The organism is Agromyces sp. Leaf222 (assembly GCF_001421565.1).
GTDB lineage: Bacteria > Actinomycetota > Actinomycetes > Actinomycetales > Microbacteriaceae > Agromyces.
In genome coordinates, this window is sequence record NZ_LMKQ01000001.1 from 3,225,873 (window position 1) to 3,247,973 (window position 22,101).

17 protein-coding genes are annotated in these 22,101 nt (G+C 69.6%); 6 read left to right on the plus strand and 11 right to left on the minus strand.

What is annotated here, in order from left to right; genetic code table 11:
• Positions 1-106: 106 nt before the first annotated feature.
• Positions 107-1,003 (minus strand): L-lactate dehydrogenase, encoded by an 897-nt coding sequence (locus tag ASE68_RS14405; RefSeq protein ID WP_200921763.1) that lies wholly within the window; start codon positions 1,001-1,003, stop codon positions 107-109.
• On the opposite strand from ASE68_RS14405, the gene ASE68_RS14410 reads away from it, so the two are divergent.
• The gene (locus ASE68_RS14410; RefSeq protein ID WP_157421664.1) at positions 893-3,229 is read left to right on the plus strand and encodes a cell wall-binding repeat-containing protein; all 2,337 of its coding nucleotides are present in this window, start codon (positions 893-895) and stop codon (positions 3,227-3,229) included. The genes ASE68_RS14405 and ASE68_RS14410 overlap by 111 nt on opposite strands.
• Positions 3,230-3,309: 80 nt before the next feature.
• On the opposite strand, the gene guaA is transcribed toward ASE68_RS14410, so the two are convergent.
• The 6 genes from guaA to ASE68_RS14440 form a co-directional block, all read right to left on the minus strand.
• On the minus strand, positions 3,310-4,893 hold the full coding sequence (gene guaA, locus ASE68_RS14415; RefSeq protein WP_055860046.1) for a glutamine-hydrolyzing GMP synthase: 1,584 nt from the start codon (positions 4,891-4,893) through the stop codon (positions 3,310-3,312).
• Positions 4,890-5,411 (minus strand): DUF3817 domain-containing protein, encoded by a 522-nt coding sequence (locus ASE68_RS14420; protein ID WP_055860047.1) that lies wholly within the window; start codon positions 5,409-5,411, stop codon positions 4,890-4,892. The genes guaA and ASE68_RS14420 overlap by 4 nt, the downstream gene beginning before the upstream one ends.
• A 9-nt stretch (positions 5,412-5,420) precedes the next feature.
• Positions 5,421-6,236, minus strand: coding sequence for an SURF1 family cytochrome oxidase biogenesis protein (locus tag ASE68_RS14425; protein ID WP_162238282.1), 816 nt, complete (start codon positions 6,234-6,236; stop codon positions 5,421-5,423).
• 186 nt (positions 6,237-6,422) lie between these two features.
• Entirely contained in the window at positions 6,423-8,198 is a 1,776-nt protein-coding gene (locus ASE68_RS14430; protein WP_082462274.1) for a glycerol-3-phosphate dehydrogenase/oxidase, read from the minus strand.
• Between the two features lie 98 nt (positions 8,199-8,296).
• Positions 8,297-9,424, minus strand: a complete 1,128-nt coding sequence (locus ASE68_RS14435; protein WP_055860055.1) for a GuaB3 family IMP dehydrogenase-related protein — start codon at positions 9,422-9,424, stop codon at positions 8,297-8,299.
• 75 nt (positions 9,425-9,499) lie between these two features.
• Positions 9,500-11,239 carry an ABC-F family ATP-binding cassette domain-containing protein gene (locus ASE68_RS14440; RefSeq protein WP_055860058.1) on the minus strand — a complete coding sequence of 580 codons (1,740 nt, stop codon included), beginning with the start codon at positions 11,237-11,239 and terminating at the stop codon, positions 9,500-9,502.
• Between the two features lie 145 nt (positions 11,240-11,384).
• Between ASE68_RS14440 and ASE68_RS14445 the strand changes: the two genes are divergently transcribed.
• A complete protein-coding gene (locus tag ASE68_RS14445; protein ID WP_055860061.1) occupies positions 11,385-12,542 on the plus strand; it encodes a MalY/PatB family protein in 1,158 nt (385 codons plus the stop codon).
• Between the two features lie 18 nt (positions 12,543-12,560).
• On the opposite strand, the gene guaB is transcribed toward ASE68_RS14445, so the two are convergent.
• Positions 12,561-14,063 (minus strand): IMP dehydrogenase, encoded by a 1,503-nt coding sequence (guaB, locus tag ASE68_RS14450; RefSeq protein WP_055860064.1) that lies wholly within the window; start codon positions 14,061-14,063, stop codon positions 12,561-12,563.
• A 329-nt stretch (positions 14,064-14,392) separates the two neighbouring features.
• On the opposite strand from guaB, the gene ASE68_RS14455 reads away from it, so the two are divergent.
• From ASE68_RS14455 to ASE68_RS14470, 4 genes are all read left to right on the plus strand, one after another.
• Complete coding sequence (locus ASE68_RS14455; protein WP_055860067.1) at positions 14,393-15,676, plus strand: branched-chain amino acid ABC transporter permease; 1,284 nt, start codon at positions 14,393-14,395, stop codon at positions 15,674-15,676.
• A 9-nt stretch (positions 15,677-15,685) separates the two neighbouring features.
• Positions 15,686-16,666 (plus strand): branched-chain amino acid ABC transporter permease, encoded by a 981-nt coding sequence (locus ASE68_RS14460; RefSeq protein WP_055860069.1) that lies wholly within the window; start codon positions 15,686-15,688, stop codon positions 16,664-16,666.
• Positions 16,667-16,754: 88 nt separating this feature from the next.
• Positions 16,755-17,714 carry an ABC transporter ATP-binding protein gene (locus ASE68_RS14465; protein ID WP_055861442.1) on the plus strand — a complete coding sequence of 320 codons (960 nt, stop codon included), beginning with the start codon at positions 16,755-16,757 and terminating at the stop codon, positions 17,712-17,714.
• Positions 17,711-18,451: an ABC transporter ATP-binding protein gene (locus tag ASE68_RS14470; RefSeq protein ID WP_055860072.1), complete on the plus strand. Its 741-nt coding sequence runs from the start codon at positions 17,711-17,713 to the stop codon at positions 18,449-18,451. Before ASE68_RS14465 ends, ASE68_RS14470 begins: the two co-directional genes overlap by 4 nt.
• A gap of 530 nt (positions 18,452-18,981) precedes the next feature.
• On the opposite strand, the gene ASE68_RS14475 is transcribed toward ASE68_RS14470, so the two are convergent.
• From ASE68_RS14475 to groES, 3 genes are all read right to left on the minus strand, one after another.
• Positions 18,982-20,268 carry an ABC transporter substrate-binding protein gene (locus ASE68_RS14475; RefSeq protein WP_055860075.1) on the minus strand — a complete coding sequence of 429 codons (1,287 nt, stop codon included), beginning with the start codon at positions 20,266-20,268 and terminating at the stop codon, positions 18,982-18,984.
• A 294-nt stretch (positions 20,269-20,562) separates the two neighbouring features.
• Entirely contained in the window at positions 20,563-21,504 is a 942-nt protein-coding gene (rarD, locus tag ASE68_RS14480) for an EamA family transporter RarD (protein WP_055861444.1), read from the minus strand.
• Positions 21,505-21,745: 241 nt separating this feature from the next.
• Positions 21,746-22,042: a co-chaperone GroES gene (groES, locus tag ASE68_RS14485; RefSeq protein WP_022889766.1), complete on the minus strand. Its 297-nt coding sequence runs from the start codon at positions 22,040-22,042 to the stop codon at positions 21,746-21,748.
• Positions 22,043-22,101: the final 59 nt, after the last annotated feature.

Sequence of the window (22,101 nt, forward strand, 5' to 3'; positions counted from 1 at the left end):
CGTCCGCCTGACGCCTGGCGCCTGGCAGCCGGCCGCCTGACATGACGAGGGGCGGATGCCGCGGCCACGCGACATCCGCCCCTCACCCTTCGTGCAGGCGGGCCGATCAGAACCCGAGCGAGGCGAGTGACGTGCGGATCGCGTCGGCCGACGTCGCGAGGAGCTCGGCCTCGAACTCGGACATCGGCGCCTCGGCGAGCGGGAACGCGCCCTCGCCGCCGACAATGCTCGGCAGCGACAGCGCGATGCCGTCGAGGCCGCGGATGCCGCTGAGCACGGTGCTGACCGGCAGCACCGCCCGCTCGTTGTTCACGATCGCCTCGACGATGCGGGCGCCGGCGAGCCCGATCGCGTAGTTCGTCGCTCCCTTGCCCCTGATGACCGTGTAGGCGGCATTGCGCACCTCGTCGGCGATCTGGTCGAGCTCGGGCAGCGTGAACGGCTCGCCGCCCCGCCAGTCGAGGATCGGCACCGGGCCGATGCCCGCCTGCGACCAGAGCGGGAACTCGGTGTCGCCGTGCTCGCCGACGATCGCGGCGTGCACGCTCGACGTCGAGACGCCGGCGCGCTTGGCGAGGAGCCAGCGCAGGCGCGACGTGTCGAGCACGGTGCCCGAGCCGAAGATGCGGTTGGCCGGAAGCCCGGAGATGCGCTGCGCCACGACCGTCATGACGTCGACGGGGTTCGTGACGAGCACGTAGATGGCGTCGGGAGCGCGCTCGAGCAGGTTCGGAAGCAGGTTCTCGAGGATGCGCACGTTCGTGCCCGCAAGGTCGAGTCTGGTCTGCCCCGGCTGCTGCTTCGCGCCGGCGGTGATGACGACGACGTGCGATCCCTCGACGACGGCGAGATCGGCCCCGCCGCTGACGCTCGCACCCGTGAACTGGGTGCCGTGCGCGAGGTCGAGCACCTCGGCCTCGACCTTCTCGCGGGCGATGTCGTACAGCGCGACCTCGCTCGCGGCTCCCCTGATGAGCGTGGCGTAGGCGAGGCTGGTGCCCACGCTTCCGGCTCCGACGACGGTGACCTTGGCATTCTCGACGACATTCACCCTTCCATCCTGCCGTGGCGGTCGACGAATGTCAGGTGTTGCCGCCGGAATGCCCGAGCACTCCAGATCCGGCATCCGGCTTCCGTGCGGGTCGGTCATGTGGTTCGATGCTCAAGCACCCCACGCATCGACCCGACGATGCCGGCCTACCCGAACCCGGAGCCCATGTCTCGACTCGGCCGCGAGGCCCGGCGCACACTGACGCGCGCCGCGGTCCGCACGCTCATCTCCGCAGTTCTCGCAACTGCACTCGTCGTACCCGCAACGCTGCCCGCGACGGCCTCGACGGAGGTTCTCAATTCTGCAGCGACCGCGACCGCGACCGGGTCCGGCACGATCACGGGCAAGGTCACACTCGACGATGGCCGTCCGCTTGCGGGCGGCTTCGTGTGGGCATGGGACTGGGGCATGGACGCGCCGATGTCGACCACGACCGCTGCAGACGGCAGCTACCGCATCACCGGACTCATGGCCGACAAGTACACGCTGCAGTTCGAACCCGGTGACGGAGCGGACCAGATCGACGCCGTGCCCGAGTTCTGGAAGGATGCGTACTTCCAATCGAAGGCCACGTATTTCACGATGGCCTCCGGTCAGGCACGCACCGGCATGAACGCACAGCTCGCGCGCGGATCGACCGTCTCGGGTCGCGTCATCGGTCCCGACGGACAGCCGCCCGCCATGGTCGATGTCAATCTCGTGGCGCTCGACGGCGAAACCGTCGACCTCGACAACAGCGTGGGCGAGCTCGCCGCCGACGGAACCTACACGATTCGACGCATCCCCGCCGGCACCTGGACGCTCCAGTTCTGGGGAACCGGCGCAGCCGGCGAAGGGTACGTCACCGAGTATTGGGGAAACCGGCCATACCGCTCCCAAGCGACGTTCCTCACGTTCACCCCCGGCTCAGTCCGGAAGAACATGAACGCCGAGTTGATCAAGGGCGGGTCGATGTCTGGCCGCGTGACCGGGCCGGACAGGCTGCCGGTCGCCGGCGCGACGGTGCACCTCGAGAGCTTCCAGACCGCAGCAACCGGCGTCAAGAACAACGAAGCCTGGCTCTCAGGGACGACCGACGCGAATGGCGAGTACTCGATCATGGCCGTTCCGCCCGGGCTGTGGGTGCTCTACTTCTACGCTCCAGAAGGCTCCAAGCTGAAGGATGAATGGTGGAGCGAGCGCCCTTGGGGCAATGGCGATCCGATCCAGGTTCTGCCGCAGGCGGCGGTGACCCAACGGAATGCGACGCTCAGCTCGGCGACACCGTCGCGAACGTGGGGCGCAGTGAGCCGAATTGCGGGACCGGACCGATATGCCACGGCGGCGCGTATCTCAGCCTCGCAGTTCGCCCCGGGCGTTGCGACCGCGTACATCGCGAGCGGCACGTCGTTCCCCGATGCTCTGGCGGCGGCTCCCGTCGCGGCGGCAGCCAGGGGGCCGGTGCTCCTCACCCCGACCGATTCGCTGCCGAGCGTCGTCGCCGCCGAGCTTCGACGGCTGCAACCCCGGAACATCGTGGTCCTCGGCGGCGGAATCCGCGCCAGTGTCGTAACCAAGCTCGCCTCCTTCACGAGCGGCCGTGTCACCCGGATCGCCGGCTCGAATCGCTACGCCACCTCGGCGGCGCTCTCGAAGTCGCGATTCTCACCTGGTGTGCCGGTGGTGTATCTCGTGAGCGGCACGAGCTTTCCCGACGGCCTCGCCGCGGCGCCGCAGGCAGCCCTCGGCGGCGCGCCGATCCTCCTCGTCGAGCGGAATCGCATCGATCCCTCCGTCATCGCGGAGTTGAAGCGCCTTCGACCCGAGGTCGTCAAGATCATCGGCGGAGGCACCGTGAGCCCCGAGACCCATGCCCAGATCGACGCGCTCGCGCTTTCATACAGCATCAGGTTCTACGGCCGTGACCGCTACGAGACCTCGGCGATCATGTCGGCATGGTTCGAGCCCGGCGTTTCGGTGGCCTACGTCACGAGTGGCGAGAACTTCCCCGATGCACTCGCCGCCGGACCCGTGGCGGGACTCACGAGCGGTCCGGTGCTGCTCACCCGCCGCGACACGCTACCCCAGTCGGTCGCCGACGAGCTTCGACGACTTCGGCCCGAGCGCATCGTGGTCCTCGGCAGCCCGGGCGCGGTCTCCACCGCTGTCGAGGCGAAGCTGAGATCACTCTCGAAGTGATTCGCGGCCGCCCAGTTCGAACTCGATCGAGCCCCTGAAACGCCGAAGGCGCGGACCTCCCGGTCCGCGCCTTCGCGCGATCACTCCCACTCGATGGTTCCCGGCGGCTTCGACGTGACGTCGAGCACGACCCGGTTGACCTCGGCCACCTCGTTGGTGATGCGGTTCGAGATGCGCGCGAGCACGTCATAGGGAAGGCGGGTCCAGTCGGCCGTCATGGCGTCTTCGGAGCTCACTGGACGGAGCACGATCGGGTGGCCGTAGGTGCGGCCGTCGCCCTGCACGCCCACTGAGCGCACGTCGGCGAGGAGCACGACGGGGCACTGCCAGATCTCCTGGTCGAGCCCGGCGTTCGTCAGCTCCTCTCGCGCGATCGCATCGGCCTGGCGGAGCAGATCGAGACGATCACGGGTGACCTCGCCCACGATGCGGATGCCGAGGCCTGGCCCCGGAAACGGCTGGCGACCGACGATCTCCTCGGGAAGCCCGAGCTCGCGGCCGATGGCGCGCACCTCGTCCTTGAAGAGGGTGCGCAGGGGCTCGACGAGCTCGAACTGCAGGTCTTCGGGGAGCCCGCCGACGTTGTGGTGGCTCTTGATGTTGGCCGTGCCCGTGCCGCCGCCCGACTCGACGACGTCGGGATAGAGGGTGCCCTGCACGAGGAACTTGATGGGCTGGCCGTCGGCGGCCGCTTCGGCGATGAGGTCGCGCTCGGCCTGCTCGAACGCGCGGATGAACTCGCGCCCGATGATCTTGCGCTTCTGCTCGGGGTCGGTGACTCCGGCGAGGGCGTCGAGGAAGGTGTCGACGGCGTCGATCGTGACCAGGCGCACGCCGGTGGCGGCGACGTAGTCCTGCTGCACCTGCTCGCGCTCGCCCTGGCGGAGCAGGCCGTGGTCGACGAACACGGCCGTGAGCTGGTCGCCGACGGCCTCCTGCACGAGGGCCGTGGAGACGGCGGAGTCGACGCCGCCCGACAGGGCGGAGATCACGCGTGCGGAGCCGACCTGCTCGCGGATGCGCGCGACCTGCTCGGCGATGACGTTGCCCGAGTTCCAGTCGGCGGGGATGCCGGCCGCGCGGTGCAGGAAGTTCTCGATGACCCGCTGGCCGAACTCGGAGTGCTTGACCTCGGGGTGCCACTGCACGCCGTAGAAGCCCTGCTCGTCGTTCGCGAACGCGGCGACGGGGGTGGTGGCGGTCGAGGCGAGCACCTCGAAGCCCGCCGGTGCGACCGCGACGGAGTCGCCGTGGCTCATCCACACGATCTGCGCCTCTGGCTGGCCGCCGAGCAGCGCGTTGTCGTCGTCGGTGCGCGCGGTGACGGCGGTCGCGCCGTACTCGCGGTGACCCGTGTGCGCGACCTCGCCGCCGAGCTGTTGCGCCATGACCTGGAAGCCGTAGCAGATGCCGAGCGTGGGAACCCCGAGCTGGAGGATGCCCTCGTCGAGCGAGGGCGCGCCCTCTTCGTAGACCGACGACGGCCCGCCCGAGAGCACGATGCCGATCGGGTTGCGCGCGCGCACCTCGTCGGCCGTGATGGTGTGCGGCACGATCTCGGAGTAGACGGATGCCTCGCGCACGCGTCGTGCGATCAGCTGCGCGTACTGCGCCCCGAAGTCGACGACGAGCACTGGGCGCTGCTCGGTGGGCTGATCGGTCACGGCTGGGCCTCCACGGGGTCGGCGTCGGATGCGGGGGTGGGGGTGGGCTGGGCGGCGGGCGCGGCGGGCGCGGCGGCGGCCTCACGGGCTTCGCGCTCCTGGAGGTAGCCGGTCACCTGACGGGCGATGCGCACCTCGAGGAAGAACGAGAGGAACGGGATGATGCCGCCGAGGGCGATCAGCAGGAACCGCGAGAACGGCCAGCGCATGAGGCTCCAGAGGCGGAAGTCGCTGAACAGGTAGAGCACGTAGAACCAGCCGTGCGCGATCAGGATGCCGGTGGAGAGGTTCACGCCCTCGCCCGTGGAGACGAGCCCTGCGGGCGTCTCGACGACGGGTGCGAGGGTGAGGAAGCCGGCCGGACCGAACCCGAAGAGCTCGTAGTGGAACACGTACTTCAGGAGCATCTCGGCGCAGAGCAGCAGCAGCATCACGCCGGTGATGACCGAGGTGACCTTGTAGAGCTTCAGCGCCCCGCGAATGCGCGGCAGATCGGCGGATTTGGGCTCGAGGGGCATGCGCCCAGTCTACTTCGCCTCAGGCTGGGCATCGGCCGAAGCGGCGGCCGGCACCTCAGCGACTGCCGCCGCCGCAGCGGCCTCCTCGGCCTCCTGCGCCTCGCGCTCGACGGCGTCGCGCACGAGCCGGTACCAGAGGTACACCGCGAAGCCGGCGAACACGACCCACTCGACGGCGTAGAACACGTTCAGCCAGTTGAGCTCGAACGTGTGCTCGGGCGGCGGCGAGGCGATCGCCGCGAGGCCGGGCGCGGCATCCGTCGCCGTGACGTAGCCGAAGTAGACCGGACGGTCGTCGTAGTCGGCCCACACGTTGATGAGCTGCGCGACGGCGACCGTGGTCATCGCGAACGGGTCGCCCTCCTCGTCGGGGGCGATCGGGGCCTCGCTCGGCAGGAAGCGTCCGACGATCTGCGCCTCTGCGCCGTCGGCCGCGGCGTCGAACGCGTCGGCGGCGGACTGTGCGGCGTCACGGTCGGCCGCCCAGCCGAGGGCCACGGGCAGGCCTCCGGGCGCGGCATCCGTCACCTCGAGATGCGCGACCACCCAGAATCCGGTGACGCCGTCGTTCAGACGACCCTCGACGAGCACGGTGTCACCCGGCACGAACGTGCCGTGCACCTCGACCCGCTGCGCCGTCGCGACCTGTTCGGTGGCCGAATCGGGCTGCACGAAGTCGCCGAAGGGCAGCACCTCCTCGGTGGGCCGCTCGACCGTCGTGGACTGCTCGACGGCACGCTCGATCTGCCACTGGCCGAGCAGCGCGAACCCCGCCGCGACGGCGAGGGCGAAGAGGAGCGCGAGCACCCACCGGGGGCGCAGCATCATCTGCAGCATCAGTCCCCGAGACCTCGCGCGCGGGCGACGGACAGGGCTTCGGGCATGCCGACAAGTCTACGTCGCGAAGCCTGAGCGGCAGGACGCGCTGGCGGGGCCGGGCCGGCGGCTCGGAGGCCCGGCGACGGCAGCCGAGGCCGGTGCGGCGCCCGTCACGAGCGCCGCACCGCCGCCTCAGTCCACGTTGACGATGTCTGGCGCGCCCAGCCGCACGCGGTCGGCCGACTCGTCGTCGGGCTGCAGCTGCGATTCGCGCTCGGCGGCCACGCGCTCGAGGTAGCGCTCGACCTCGAGCTGCTCGCGCTCGGCATCCCAGCCGAGCACGCCGGCCATGAGCTTCGCGGCGACCGGCGCCGCCGAGACGCCACGGTCCCACGCCTCGATCGAGATGCGGGTTCGGCGGGCGAGCACGTCGTCGAGGTGCAGCGCCCCCTCGTGGGATGCCGCGTACACGACCTCGGCCGCGAGGTAGTCGTCGGCGCCGGGCAGGGGCTCGCCGAGCGAGGCATCCGCCCTGATCAGGTCGAGCAGCTCGTCGGTCAGGGTGCCGTAGCGGTTGAGGAGGTGCTCGATGCGCACCTTGTGCACATCGAACGCCCGCGCGATCTTGCTGCGCTTGTTCCACGCGGCCTGGTAGCCCTCGGCGCCGAGCAGCGCGATGTCCTGCGTCGTGGAAGCCGGCACGCGCCCGTCGAGCGCATCGGCCGCGGCGTCGATCGCATCCTTCGCCATGATGCGGTACGTGGTCCACTTGCCGCCCGCGACGACGACGAGCCCCGGCACGGTGTGCGCGACGATGTGCTCGCGCGAGAGCTTCGAGGTCTGGTCGCTCTCACCCGCGAGCAGCGGACGCAGGCCGGCGAACACGCCCTCGACGTCTTCGCGCGTGAGCGGAATGGCGAGCAGCGCGTTCACGTGCTCGAGCAGGTAGTCGATGTCGGCGGTCGTCGCCGCGGGGTGCGCCTTGTCGAGGTTCCAGTCGGTGTCGGTCGTGCCGATGAGCCAGTGACGGCCCCACGGGATGATGAACAGCACGCTCTTCTCGGTGCGGAAGATCATGCCCATCGCCGACTGGATGCGGTCGCGCGGCACCACGAGGTGGATGCCCTTCGACGCACGCACCTTGAAGGTGCCCCGCTCGCCGACCATGCGCTGCGTGTCGTCGGTCCAGACGCCGGTCGCGTTCACGACCTGCTTGGCGCGGATCTCGAAGTGCTCGTCGGACTGCAGGTCGTGCGCCTTCACGCCGACGACGCGCTCGCCGACCTTGATGAAGCCCTCGACCTTGACCCGCGACGCCACGTGCGCGCCGTACGACGAGGCGGTGCGGGCGAGCGAGGCCACGTAGCGGGCGTCGTCGACCTGCGCGTCGTAGTACGTCAGGCCGCCGATGAGCGCGTCGTTCGAGAGCGACGGGATCGCCCGCATGACCTGGCGCTTCGAGAGATGCCGGTGGTGCGGGACGCCCGGAGGACGCCCGCCCGTGTAGCTGAAGACGTCGTAGAGCAGCATGCCTGCGCCGATGTAGAGGCGTTCGAAGAACCGCTTCTTCAGGGGGTAGAGGAACCGCACGGGCTTCACGAGGTGCGGCGCGATGCGCTGCAGCAGGAGCCCGCGCTCGATGAGCGCCTCGCGCACGAGGCGGAAGTCGAGCTGCTCGAGGTAGCGGATGCCGCCGTGCACGAGCTTGGACGATCGGCTCGACGTGCCCGACGCCCAGTCGCGCGCCTCGAGCAGGCCGGTCGAGAGGCCTCGCGTCACGGCGTCGAGCGCCGCCCCGGTGCCGACGATGCCGCCGCCGACCACCAGGATGTCGAGTTCCTTCTCTCGCAGCCGCGCGATCGCCGCCGTGCGCTCCTCAGGACCGAGCTTGGTCGAGCGTGCCACGGATGCCGGGGCATCCGCTCGAGCACTCGACTTCGTCGTCGATCCGGACCTCAGTGTCGCCATCGTCGTCCCCATCCTCGCGATCGCAGACGGCGACCGCGTGATCCGAGTTCAACGCTACCCGAGCGAGGGCCGGATCAGGAGGGTGGGAGCGAGCGAGTTCAGGCGGACTGGTACGGCGCGACGACGACCTCGACGCGCTGGAACTCCTTGAGGTCGGAGTATCCGGTGGTGGCCATCGAGCGACGCAGCGCACCGACGAGGTTCGCGCTGCCGTCGGCGGCCGGAGCCGGGCCGTAGAGCACCTCTTCGAGGGCGGCGACCTGGCCGACGTGCATGCGGCGCCCGCGCGGGAGCTTGGAGTGGTGCGCCTCGGCGCCCCAGTGGTAGCCGCCGCCCGGCGCGTCGGTCGCGCGCGCGAGCGCGGCACCGAGCATCACCGCGTCGGCACCGCAGGCGATCGCCTTCACGATGTCGCCGGAGGTGCCGAGGCCGCCATCGGCGATGACGTGCACGTAACGGCCGCCGGACTCGTCGAGGTAGTCGCGACGCGCGCCCGCGACATCCGCCACCGCCGTGGCCATGGGCGCGTGGATGCCGAGCGTCGCGCGCGTGGTCGACGCGGCGCCGCCGCCGAAGCCGACGAGCACGCCGGCCGCGCCCGTGCGCATGAGGTGCAGGGCGGCCGTGTAGGTCGACGCACCGCCGACGATGACCGGCACGTCGAGCTCGTAGATGAAGCGCTTGAGGTTCAGCGGCTCCTGGTTCTTCGAGACGTGCTCGGCCGACACCGTGGTGCCGCGGATCACGAAGAGGTCGACGCCCGCGGCGACGACCGTCTCGTACAGCTCCTGCGTGCGCTGCGGCGACAGCGCGCCCGCGACGGTGACGCCGGATGCGCGGATCTCGGCGAGGCGCTGCGTGACGAGCTCGGGCTTGATCGGCTCTGAGTAGAGCTGCTGCATGCGCTGCGTCGCCTCTTCGGGGGCGAGGTTGCGGATCTCGGCGAGCACGGGCTCTGGCTCCTCGTACCTGGTCCAGAGTCCCTCGAGGTCGAGCACGCCGAGGCCGCCGAGCTGGCCCATCATGATCGCCGTCTGCGGCGACACCACGGAGTCCATGGGTGCTGCGAGGAACGGGATGTCGAACTGGTACGCGTCGATCGACCAGGTCGTCGAGACGTCCTCGGGGTCTCGGGTGCGCCTGCTCGGCACGATGGCGATGTCGTCGAATGCGTAGACACGACGTCCGCGCTTGGAGCGGCCGATCTCGATCTCCTGAGTCACCATGACAGCCTATCGAACGGATGCCGCGGGCGAACGGCGGCGGCCGCGGCGGCGCTCGGCACCGCCGCCCGCACCCCGTCAGCGCGCCCGCGCCACGCGCGCCTCGTCCCACACGGGCGCGTCGGTCTCCTCGACCCGCCCGTCGGAGCGGAACACCACGAACCGGTCGAAGCTCCTCGTGAACCAGCGGTCGTGCGTGACCGCGAGCACCGTGCCGTCGAAGCGCGAGAGCGCATCCTCGAGCGCCTCGGCCGAGACGAGGTCGAGGTTGTCGGTGGGCTCGTCGAGCAGCAGCAGGGTCGCGCCCGAGAGCTCGAGCAGCAGGATCTGCAGTCTCGCCTGCTGCCCGCCCGAGAGGTCGTCGAATCGCTGCAGGGCCGAGCCGGCGAGCCCGTATCGATCGAGTGCGGAGCTCGCGGCCTCGCGGGCCATGCCGTCGCGGTTCGCGTCGCCGCGATGCAGGATGTCGAGCAGCGTGCGTCCGCGGTACTCGGGGTGCTCGTGGTTCTGAGCGAACCAGCCGGGCACGACGCGCGCGCCGAGCACCGCCCGCCCGCCGTGCGGCACCCGTGCGAGCGTCTCGCCGACGCTCGTCACATGGCCGAGCGTGCGATCGGGCTCGGTGCCGCCGCCCGCGAGCAGGCGCAGGAAGTGCGACTTGCCCGAGCCGTTCGACCCGAGCACCGCGACCCGGTCGCCGTACCAGACCTCGAGGTCGAACGGCTTCATGAGGCCGGTCAGCTCGAGCTGCTCGCACACGACCGAGCGCTTGCCCGTGCGCGATCCGCGGAGCCGCATCGACACCGCCTGGGCCGGCGGGCGTTCCTCCGGCGGGCCGGCGTCCTCGAAGCGTCGGAGCCGGGTCAGTGCGGCCTGGTAGCGCGAGGCCATGCCGTCGTTGTAGGTCGCCTTCACCTTGAGATTGGCCACGAGCGTCTTCAGTGCGAGGTGCTGCTCGTCCCACCGCCGGCGCAGCTCGTCGAGGCGCTCGAAGCGCTCCTCGCGCGCGGCGTGATAGCCGCTGAAGTTGCCGCCGTGCACCCACGCCGTGCTGCCCGCGGCGCCCGCCTCGAGCGTCACGATGCGGTCGGCGGCACGCGCGAGCAGCTCGCGGTCGTGCGACACGAGCAGCACGGTCTTCTGGGTCGCCCGCAGCGCCCCCTCGAGCCAGCGCTTGCCCGGAACGTCGAGCGAGTTGTCGGGCTCGTCGAGCAGCAGCACCTGCTCGGGTCCGCGCAGCAGCGCCTCGAGCGCGAGCCGCTTCTGCTCCCCGCCCGACAGCGTCGACAGCTCGCGCCATCGGGCCTGCTCGAACGGGATGCCGAGCGCGGCGATCGTGCAGTGGTCCCACACGACCTCCTGCTCGTACCCGCCGGCCTCGGCGTACTCGGCGAGCGCGCTCGCGTACCGCATCTGGTTGACCGTGTCATCCGCCTCGATCAGCGCGTTCTCGGATGCCTCGAGCTCGCGTGCTGCGCCCCGGATGCGCGTCGGCGCCACCGACACCAGCAGGCCCGCGACGGTCGACGCGGCATCCTCGGGAACCGGGCCGTCCGCGATATCCGTCGTCGAAGCGCCCTCGGATGCCCGACGCCCGATGAACTGGTCCATGACGCCGAGCCCGCCGTCGACCTGCACGCTGCCCTCGTCGGGCCGCAGGTCGCCGCGGATGATGCGCAGCAGCGTCGACTTGCCTGCGCCGTTCGCGCCGATGAGCGCGGTCGTGCGCCCGTCGACGACGCGGAACGCGAGGTCGGCGAGCAGCGGCCTGCCGTCGGGCAGGGAGAAGGAGACGCCGTTGACGTCGATGAAACCCATGGGTGATCCGTTTCGCTTCACGAGGTCCGTCATCGAACGGACGTCGCGGCGCCGAGGCAGCCGATCAGGATACATGCCTCGCCCGGCGACCGCGAGCACGGGTGCCGTCCGGAGAACCATGCAGCATGCTGGAGGCATGCAAGGCATGCATCGCATCGAAGCCGACCCCATCGACCTGCTGCGCACGCGCACGAGCGCGAAGTGGCGGCTCTACGACGCCGACGTGCTGCCGTTGCCGGTCGCCGAGATGGACTACCCGCTCGCCGAGCCGATCGCCGCCGCGCTGCACCGCGCGATCGACCGGTCGGACACCGGCTACAACGCCGGCCCCGAAGCGGTCGCGCACGCCTTCGAGCGGTTCGCGGCCTCGCGCTTCGGGTGGGACCTCGACCCCGCCCGCGTGACCTGCACGGCCGACGTTTCGATGGGGCTCGTCGAGGTGCTCCGGCAGGTGATCGCGCCGGGCGACCGAGTGATCGTGACCTCGCCGATCTATCCGCCGTTCTTCGACCTCGTGACCGAGGCAGGCGGCGTGGTCGAGGAGATCCCCCTGCGGGGCGGCATCCGCGACGGATGGTCGTTCGACCTGGTCGGCATCGAGGCCGCATTCGCCTCGGGCGTGCGCGCGATGCTGCTCTGCAACCCGCACAACCCCGTCGGCTGGGTGCCCGCCCGCGACGACCTGGCGCAGCTCGCCGACCTCGCGGCCGCGTTCGGCGCGACGGTCGTGAGCGACGAGGTGCACGGGCCGCTCGCGCAGCCGGCCACGCCCTACACGCCGTTCCTCACGGTGTCGGATGCCGCGCGCGAACACGGCGTGGCCGTCACCGCCGCGACCAAGGCGTTCAACATCGCCGGGCTGAAGGCCGCGCTCATCATCACCGCGAGCCAGCGCGGCGACCGCCTGCGCGAGGCGATGCCCTACGAGGTCGGATGGCGCATGAGCCAGTTCGGCTCCATCGCGACCGTCGCCGCGTTCACCGACGGCGGGCCGTGGCTCGACGGCGTGCTCGGCAGCCTCGACGACAACCGTCGGCTCCTGGCAGACCTGCTCTCCGAGGAGCTTCCGGGCGTGGGCTATCGCATTCCGGATGCCACCTACCTCGCGTGGCTCGACCTGTCGGCGCTCGGCTGGGGCGACGACCCCGCCGCCGTGGCGCTCGAGCGCGCGAAGGTCGCCCTGATGAGCGGGCCGACGTTCGGCGCCCAGGTCGGACGCGGCCACGCTCGGCTGAACTTCGCCTGCTCGCCCGAGGTGCTCGGCGAGGCGATCACGCGCCTCGCCGATGCGCGCACGGCGTGAGCGAACCGACCGTCAGGGTCAGCGCTTGTAGTTCGGCGCCTCGACGACGATCTGCACGTCGTGCGGGTGGGACTCCTTGAGCCCGGCCGCCGTGATGCGCACGAACTTGCCCTTCGCCTTGAGCTCGGCGATGGTGCGGCCTCCGACGTAGAACATCGACTGGCGCAGGCCGCCGATGAGCTGGTGCGTCACGGCCGCCACCGAACCGCGGTAGGCGACCTGGCCCTCGATGCCCTCGGGGATCAGCTTGTCGTCGCTCGGCACGTCGGCCTGGAAGTAGCGGTCCTTGGAGTACGAGGTGTTCTTGCCCCGCGTCTGCATGGCGCCGAGCGAACCCATGCCCCGGTACAGCTTGAACTGCTTGCCGCCCTGGAACACCACGTCGCCGGGCGACTCGTCGGTGCCCGCGAGCAGGGAACCGACCATGACGGTGTCGGCACCGGCGACGAGCGCCTTCGCGATGTCGCCCGAATACTGCAGGCCGCCGTCGGCGATGATCGGCACGCCGGCCTCGCGCGCCGCGAGGTACGACTCGTAGATCGCGGTGACCTGCGGCACGCCGACGCCGGCGACGATGCGGGTCGTGCAGATCGAGCCGGGACCGACGCCGACCTTGACTGCGTCGACGCCCGCGTCGATGAGCGCCTGCGCGCCCTCGCGGGTGGCCGCCTGGCCGCCGATCACGTCGATGTGCTCGAAGGTGGGGTCGGACTTGATGCGGCGGACCATCTCGATGACGCCCGCGGAGTGGCCGTTGGCGGTGTCGACGACGATCACGTCGACCCCGGCATCGCGCAGTGCCTCCGCGCGCTCCCAGGCGTCGCCGAAGAAGCCGATCGCGGCGCCCACGCGCAGGCGGCCCTCGGCGTCCTTCGTGGCGTTCGGGTACTGCTCGGACTTGTCGAAGTCCTTCACCGTGATGAGACCGGTGAGACGGCCGGCGTCGTCGACGAGCGGCAGCTTCTCGACCTTGTGCTTCGCGAAGATCGCGAGGGCCTCGTCGGGGTTCATGCCGACCCGGCCGGTGATGAGCGGCGCCTTCGTCATGACGTCGGCGACCTTGGTGGTCGACTTCTCGAACTCGGAGACGAACCGCATGTCGCGGTTCGAGATGATGCCGACGAGGATGCCGTCGGCGTCGATGACGGGGAGCCCGCTCACCCGGTAGGTCGCGCAGAGGTCGTCGACCTCGGCGACCGAGGCGTCGGGCGTCGTCGTGACCGGGTTGGAGACCATGCCCGACTCGCTGCGCTTCACGCGGTCGACCATCTCGGCCTGGTCGGCGATCGAGAGGTTGCGGTGCAGGATGCCGATGCCGCCCTGCCTGGCCATGGCGATCGCCATGCGCGCCTCGGTCACCGTGTCCATCGCCGCTGAGAGCAACGGCGTCGCGACGGTGATGCGACGCGTGAGGCGGGAACTCGTGTCGGCCTCGCTCGGGATGACGTCGGTGGGCCCGGGAAGCAGCAGCACGTCGTCGTACGTGAGTCCGATGAATCCGAACGGGTCGTGCTGGTCCATTGGGGCGCCCCTTTTATCGCGTGGTCGGCATCGAAGTGCACCGCCGCCGGCGCGAAGGGCCTTGCACGGTGTCTACCGATTCTAATCGCGCGAGGGCTGGGAGTATTCCCCGCGCGCATCCCGTGCGCGCAACCGGCCGGGGACGGTCGGTACGTTGCGTTTCTCACGATTCGGCAGCGGTTCCCGAACGTGGGGGATGCGAAACACGGACGACACACTACGCTCATAACGTCTCCTTCACGGACGATGGGACTCCTGTCGCCGTGGTGTCCCAACCTGGAGGTTTCGTGAGATCCCCATCCCCTGCCGTCGCGTACCCACCCGGTCGCATGATCAGGCTGTTCGGCGTCATCCTCGCCGTCACAGCCGCCATGCTCGGCGTCTTCGCACTCTCCGCATCCCCGGCCATGGCGGCCGAGGGCGACCCGTACCGCATCAGCGGCAACGTCCAACTCGACGGTGAACCGCTCGAAGGCGTCGTCCTGGTGATCGACGGTCCGGGGGGTGAACAAGAGGTCGAGACCGACGAGAACGGCCAGTGGCGCGTGAGCGTGCCCGAGAAGGACGACTACACCGTCACGCTCGACGAGGACAGCCTTCCCGAGGGCATCGCGGTCGTCGATCCCGAAGACGACAGCCCCAATGAGAAGGACGTCACGGTCGGCGCCGGCGGGCGTGTGACCGTGAACTTCTTCATCGGCGAGGGCGAACGCAACGTCACCAGCATCTGGGACCAGTTCATCCAGCGCTTCGTGCAGGGCCTGAACTTCGGCCTGATGCTCGCGCTCGCGGCCGTCGGCCTGTCGCTCGTGTTCGGCACGACCGGCATCTCGAACTTCGCGCACGGCGAGATGGTCACGTTCGGCGCCGTCGCGGCATCCTTCCTGGTGAGTGCCGGGTCGATGGCACTGCCGCTCTGGATCGGCCTTCCGCTCGCGGTCGTGGTGAGCGCGGGGCTCGGGCTCCTGCTCGACGTGATCCTCTGGCGGCCGCTGCGGCGCAAGCGCGTCGGCGTCGTGCAGCTCATGATCGTGAGCATCGGCCTCTCGCTCGCGATGCGGTACACCTTCCAGTTCTTCATCGGCGGCGGCACCACGCAGCTGCCGTACGCGACGGCTCCGAAGATGTCGTTCGGGCCGGTCCAGCTCAGCGGCATCGACATCGCGTCGATCGCGATCTCGATCATCGTGATCGTCGGCTTCGCGATCTGGCTCACGAGCTCCCGGCTCGGCAAGGCCACGCGCGCCATCAGCGACAACCCGTCGCTCGCCTCCGCATCCGGCATCGACGTCGACCACGTCGTGCGCGTCGTCTGGATCATCGCGGGCGCGCTCGCGGGCCTCGCCGGCATCCTGTACGCGTACTACCGTCCGGGCATCAAGTGGGACATGGGCGCGCAGGTGCTGCTGCTCATGTTCGCCGCGGTCACCCTCGGCGGTCTCGGCACGGCCTACGGCGCGCTCATCGGCTCGCTCATCGTGGGCGTGATCGTCGAGGTGTCCGGCCTCTGGATCCCCGACGACCTCAAGTACGCGGGTGCCCTCGTCATCCTCATCGTCATCCTGCTGTTCCGGCCACAGGGCATCCTGGGCCGACGAGAGAGAATCGGTTAGGCGCGCATCATGGACTGGATTCAGATCTTCTCCAATACGGCATCGTCGATCCTCAGCCCCGCCACGATCGGCTACGCGCTCGCTGCCCTCGGCCTCGCGGTGCACTTCGGATACGCCGGCCTGCTCAACATGGGCATCGCCGGCTTCATGGCCATCGGCGCCTACGGCTACGCGATCTCGATTCTGACGTTCGACCTGCCCTGGTGGCTGGCTGCGATCATCGGCCTCGCGGCATCGGCGGTCTTCGCCCTCATCCTCGGTGTGCCGACGCTGCGACTGCGGGGCGACTACCTCGCCATCGTGACCATCGCGGCCGCCGAGGTCGTACGCCTGCTGTTCCTGACGACGGCGTTCGACGAGGTCACCGGCTCGGCCGACGGCCTCAGCGGGTATCACCAGAGCTTCCGAGACTCCAACCCGATCCCCGAAGGCACGTACGGCTTCGGCCCGTGGGTCTACAACGCGAACGACTGGTGGGTCCGCATCCTCGGCCTGGCCACGCTCGCGATCGCCGTGCTCGTCGTCTGGATGCTCATGCGCAGCCCGTGGGGCCGCGTGCTCAAGGGCATCCGCGAAGACGAAGACGCGGTGCGCGCCCTCGGCAAGAACGCGTTCGCCTACAAGCTGCAGGCGCTCGTGCTCGGCGGCGTCCTCGCCGCGGCCGGCGGCATCGTCTACGCACTGCCCTCCGCGGTCAGCCCCGGCGTGTACGTGACCTCGCTCACGTTCTTCGTCTGGACGGCGCTGCTGCTGGGTGGCGCGGCGACGGTCTTCGGACCGCTGCTCGGCTCACTCATCTTCTGGGTGCTGCAGACCTTCCTCAGCAACTTCCTGCCCGCACTCGTGCAGGCCGGTGTGCTGCCGTTCATGACGCAGATCCAGGCGGGCACCCTGCGCTTCATCCTCGTGGGTGTCGCGCTCATGCTGCTCGTGATCTTCATGCCGCAGGGCCTCCTCGGCAACAAGAAGGAGCTGACCTTTGTCAAGTGAGATTCCGGCTCCCACCGAGCCAGAGACGGATGCCGCGGTCGGCACCTCGACCGGACACGCACCCGTCGCCCGCCCCAAGACGACCGGCCTGCACGTCGGCGACGCCAAGCCCGGCGTCGCCAAGGTCGATCCGATCATCGTCGCCGACGGCGTGCGTCGCACGTTCGGCGGCCTCACCGCCGTCGATGTCGAGCACCTCGAGATCCCGCGCGGCGCCATCACGGCCCTCATCGGCCCGAACGGCGCCGGCAAGACGACGCTGTTCAACCTGCTGACCGGGTTCGACAAGCCCAACGAGGGCACGTGGACCTTCGACGGCCGCTCGCTCTCGGGCGTGCCGGCCTTCAAGGTCGCCCGCATGGGCCAGGTGCGCACGTTCCAGCTGACGAAGGCGCTCGGCCTGCTCACCGTGCTCGACAACATGAAGCTCGGCGCAAAGGGCCAGCGCGGCGAACGCTTCTGGCAGAGCCTGATCCCCGCCGCCTGGCGTGGACAGGACACCCAGATCGAGAAGCGCGCGATGGGCCTGCTCGCCAAGTTCAAGCTCGACACAAAGGCCGGCGACTTCGCGGCCAGCCTGTCAGGCGGGCAGCGCAAGCTGCTCGAGATGGCGCGGGCGCTCATGAGCGAGCCCAAGCTCGTCATGCTCGACGAGCCGATGGCCGGCGTCAACCCGGCGCTGACGCAGTCGCTGCTCGACCACATCCTCGACCTGAAGGACGAGGGCATGACCGTGCTCTTCGTCGAGCACGACATGCACATGGTCCGCCACATCGCGGACTGGGTGATCGTCATGGCCGAGGGCCGCGTGGTCGCCGAGGGCGACCCGTACACCGTCATGCAGGACCCGGCGGTCATCGACGCCTACCTCGGCGCCCACCAGGAGCTCGACCTCGGGGTCGTGACCGGTCGGGTCACCGCCGAAGAGGCGGACCCGACGACGGATGCCGCGGCATCCACCGCGATCGACGCGGAGGCGCTCGCGAACGCAGGCATCGCCGAAGCCGAAGCCGAGTTCGGCGCAGACAGCAAGGAGAAGGACCAGTGACGAACGCCACCGCGACCGGCACGCCCGTCGTCGTCGTCGAGGAGGTGCACGCCGGCTACCTTCCCGGGGTCAACATCCTGAACGGCTGCTCCCTCGTCGCCGAGCAGGGCGAGCTCATCGGCATCATCGGCCCGAACGGCGCCGGCAAGTCGACGCTCCTCAAGGCGATCTTCGGGCAGGTCAACGTGCGCGAGGGCTCGATCACGCTCGAGGGCGAGGACATCACGGGCCTCAAGGCGAACAAGCTGGTGGCACGCGGCGTCGGGTTCATCCCCCAGACGAACAACGTGTTCCCGAGCCTGACCATCGAGGAGAACCTGCAGATGGGGCTCTTTCAAGCCCCCGGCATGTACAAGGAACGCCTCGAGTTCGTCACGGGCATCTTCTCGGAGCTCGGCAAGCGCCTGAAGCAGCGTGCCGGATCCCTGTCGGGCGGCGAGCGCCAGATGGTCGCCATGAGCCGTGCGCTCATGATGGACCCGAAGGTGCTGCTGCTCGACGAGCCGTCGGCCGGCCTCTCCCCTGTTCGTCAAGACGAGGCGTTCATCCGCGTCTCCGAGATCAACAAGGCGGGCGTGACCTGCATCATGGTCGAGCAGAACGCGAGGCGCTGCCTGCAGATCTGCGACCGCGGCTACGTGCTCGATCAGGGTCGCGACGCCTACACGGGCACCGGGCGCCAGCTGTTGAACGACCCGAAGGTCACCGAGCTCTACCTCGGCACGCTCGGCACCTGAGCCGAGTCGCCACCGCACGAAGGGCGGGTCCTCGCGAGAGCGGGGGCCCGCCCTTTCGTGCACCCGTCGCGCACCGCTGACCGCTCCCCGCCCACGAGGTCGGCGGCAGGGCCCCGGCCCCGACCACGCGCGCGCACTCCCCCGAGTGGTCGAAATCCGCTGATTCGCGCCCCTGGAATCCCGCACATCGTGACCGCTCGGCGACGTCCCGCTGCGTGTCGCCTCCGATGGTCGGGCGCGGGATCGAGGGGAAGCGCACGCGGCCTGGGCGCCAGTGCGGCAAGCAGGGCGGCATCCAGGATGCGCAGACCCGCGGCGGCTGGGTCGGTACTCCGGGTCCGGAGTGCGGTCGGCCGGCACGACCAGCGTGATCAAGCCGCGACCAGCGCCACCGGCCCGGCCCGGCCCGGCCCCCAGAGGTTGCCACAGCAGCCAGCACGACCAGCGCACCAAGCTCGCGGCGAAGCCGCCCGGGCACGCAGAAGGGCCCCGGTCCGAAGACCGGGGCCCCTCCGCTGATTACTCGGGGATCAACCCTCGTAGGCGGCGTAGTTGTTGTCGTCGCCGTACTGGTAGATGCCGATCGACGCCTCGGTCGGGTCGCCGACCTCGTCGAAGGTGATCGGGCCGGAGATGCCGTCGTAGTCTGCCGTGCCGCCACCGACGATGATGTCGGCGCACTCGGCGAACGAGGAGCACTTCTCGCCGTCGCCGGCGCCTCCGGAGACCTCGATCAGCTTCTCGGCGATGGCCGCCGAGTCGGTCGAGTTCGCCGCGAGCGAGGCGAGGGCGAGGAGCACGGTGGAGTCGAACGACTCAGCTGCGTAGCTGTAGTCCTCGAGTGCCGGGGTGCCTTCTTCTTCGAGGAACGAGTCGAGCTCACCCGTGAAGTCGGAGATCGAGTCGATCGTCAGACCGGGCAGGGTGCCCTTGGCGCCCGTGAGGGAGCCGGTGGGGAACGCGTCCGCGAAGTTCTTCAGGTTGCCGTCGACGAAGTAGAGCTTGTCGGCCGGGAACTGTCCGAAGAGGCTGGGCAGGATGGTCGAGACCTCGTCGAACGTCACCAGTGCGATGGCGTCGGGGTCGGCCGCGAGGACTTCGCTGATCTGTGCGTCGAACGTCGTGTCACCCGTGTTGTACGTGGGTGCTGCGACGACCTCGCCACCGGCGGCCTCGAAGGCCTCGGTGATGTACTTCGCGAGGCCGGTGCCGTACGAGTCGTTCAGGACGATGAGGCCGAGCGTCTGGTTGCCGTCTTCAGCGATCAGGTTGCCGAGGACCTCGCCCTGGAGCACGTCGGACGGAGCCGTACGGAAGTACAGGCCGTTGTCGTCGTACGTCGTGAACGCGTCGGACGTGTTGGCCGGCGAGAACTGGATGACGCCCGCACCGACGACCTGGTCGATGAACTGGAGCGAGGTGCCCGAGGACGCCGCACCGATGATGGCGGAGACGTCTTCGCCGAGGAGGCGGGGGATCTCGGTCTCGTAGGCCTTGTTGTCGGTGTCGCCCGAGTCGCCGTAGACGACGTCGAGGGTCAGCCCGGTGTCGGCCGTTGCGGCGTTGATCTGCGACGTCGCGTAGGCGACGCCGGCCTCTTCGGGCGGGCCGAGGAAGGCCAGGTTACCGGTCTGCGGCAGGGCCGTGCCGATGGTGAGGGCCAGCTCGTCGCGCTGGCCCGAGCTGTCGTCCGATCCGGAATCGGTCTCGCCGCTCGCGCAGGCGGACAGGAGAAGGGCGCTGGTCGCGGCGACCGCGACCCCTGCCCAGACCTTGCCGCGCGAACGAGCGGGTCGGGACGTGCCGAATACGCTCATGTTGCTCCTTGGGACTGAAGGAATGTGGTTCAAACCAGCGGGCTGAGGCTCGCCGTCCTGTCACAGTATTCGGCGAGCGGCTCTGTGCAAAGGAATCCCGGTCACAACCCGATAACACTGTCTGAAGTGTTACCTCTCCGTCACATTCCGACCGTCTCGAGGGCGTTTCACGCACGATTCCACCGTTCTCGGCCACCCAGACCACCCCGATTCGGGGGTGAACGCCTGACGCGGCCGGCGGCCGGATGACGTGCTGTGACGCCCCGATCATGGGTGCGTCGTGGCATCCGTCGCTCAGGTGAGCTCGACGACCTGCCTCCGGGCGGCCCTGGCGCCCCTGGCGCCCCTGACCAGGTCGAACGTCAGCACGAGGAGCGCGAGCCAGACGAGCCCGAAGCCGATCCAGCGCTCGAGCGGCATGGGCTCCTGCAGCACGACGACGCCCACGAGGAACTGGATGAACGGGGCGAAGTACTGGATGAACCCCATGTAGATGAGCGGCAGGCGGCGCGAGGCCGCCGCGAACAGGAGCAGCGGCACGGCGGTCACCGCTCCGGCGCAGAGCAGCAGCACGGTGTGCCACGTGCCGAGCGTGCCGAGCGAGATGCCCGAGGTCGACCCGACGACCACGAGGATCACGATCGCCAGCGGGGCGAGCCACGCGGTCTCGAGCGTGAGGCCGGACACGGCATCCACCTTCGGCCCGACGCGCTTCTTGATCAGGCCGTACGTGCCGAACGAGAACGCCAGCACGAGGGCGATCCACGGCGGCTGGCCGTATCCGATGGCGAGCACGATCACCGCGACGATCGAGATGCCCACGGCGACCCACTGCGTGGCATTCAGGCGCTCACGCAGCACGAGCACGCCGAGGAACACGGTGACGATCGGGTTGATGAAGTAGCCGAGCGCGGCCTCGACGACCTGGCCGGAGACGGCGGCGTAGACGTAGGTCTGCCAGTTGACGTAGATGAGCACGCCGGCCAACCCCATCGTGAGCACGATGCGGCGATCGCGCAGCAGGGCGGTGAACGGCCGCCAGGCGCGCGTCACCGTGAGCAGCAGGGCGCAGAAGACCAGCGAGAGCACCACGCGCCATCCGACGATCTCGAACGGGCCCGTGGGCGCGAGCGCCAGGAAGTAGATCGGCAGGAAGCCCCAGAGCACGTACGACGCGATCGCGTAGGCGAGGCCAGGACGGCTGACCTCGCCTCCCCTCGATGTCGTGCCGGTGATCTTGGGGTCGGTGCTGGAGGTCACGCCTCAACGGTACGCCCGCACGCGGTCACGGGGGCACCATCGGGCTGCCGTCGTTCGACGAGATCCGGCCGCCCGCGACATCCGTCGTCATCACGTCCCGGATGTCTGGTGCCGCCGCAGAGGCGACGACGCGCGTTCCACGGCGACCGTCGTCACCGCAGACACGACGAGGCCCGGACGCCATGCGGCGTCCGGGCCTCGGAAGGTGCGGGTCGACTCAGCGGACGACGACCGCGAGCACGTCGCGAGCCGACAGCACGAGGAAGTCCTCGCCGCCGAACTTGACCTCGGTGCCGCCGTACTTGGAGTAGATCACCTTGTCGCCGACGGCCACGTCGAGCGGAACACGGTTGCCGTTGTCATCGATGCGACCGGGGCCCACGGCCACGACCTCGCCCTCCTGGGGCTTCTCCTTGGCGGTGTCGGGGATGACCAGACCCGATGCGGTGGTCTGCTCGGCCTCGACCTGCTTGATGACGATGCGATCCTCGAGCGGCTTGATGGAAACCGACACGGTTCACCCCTTCTGTAGATGAAAAACTGTCTCGATGAAGACTGGTTAGCAGCCTCAGA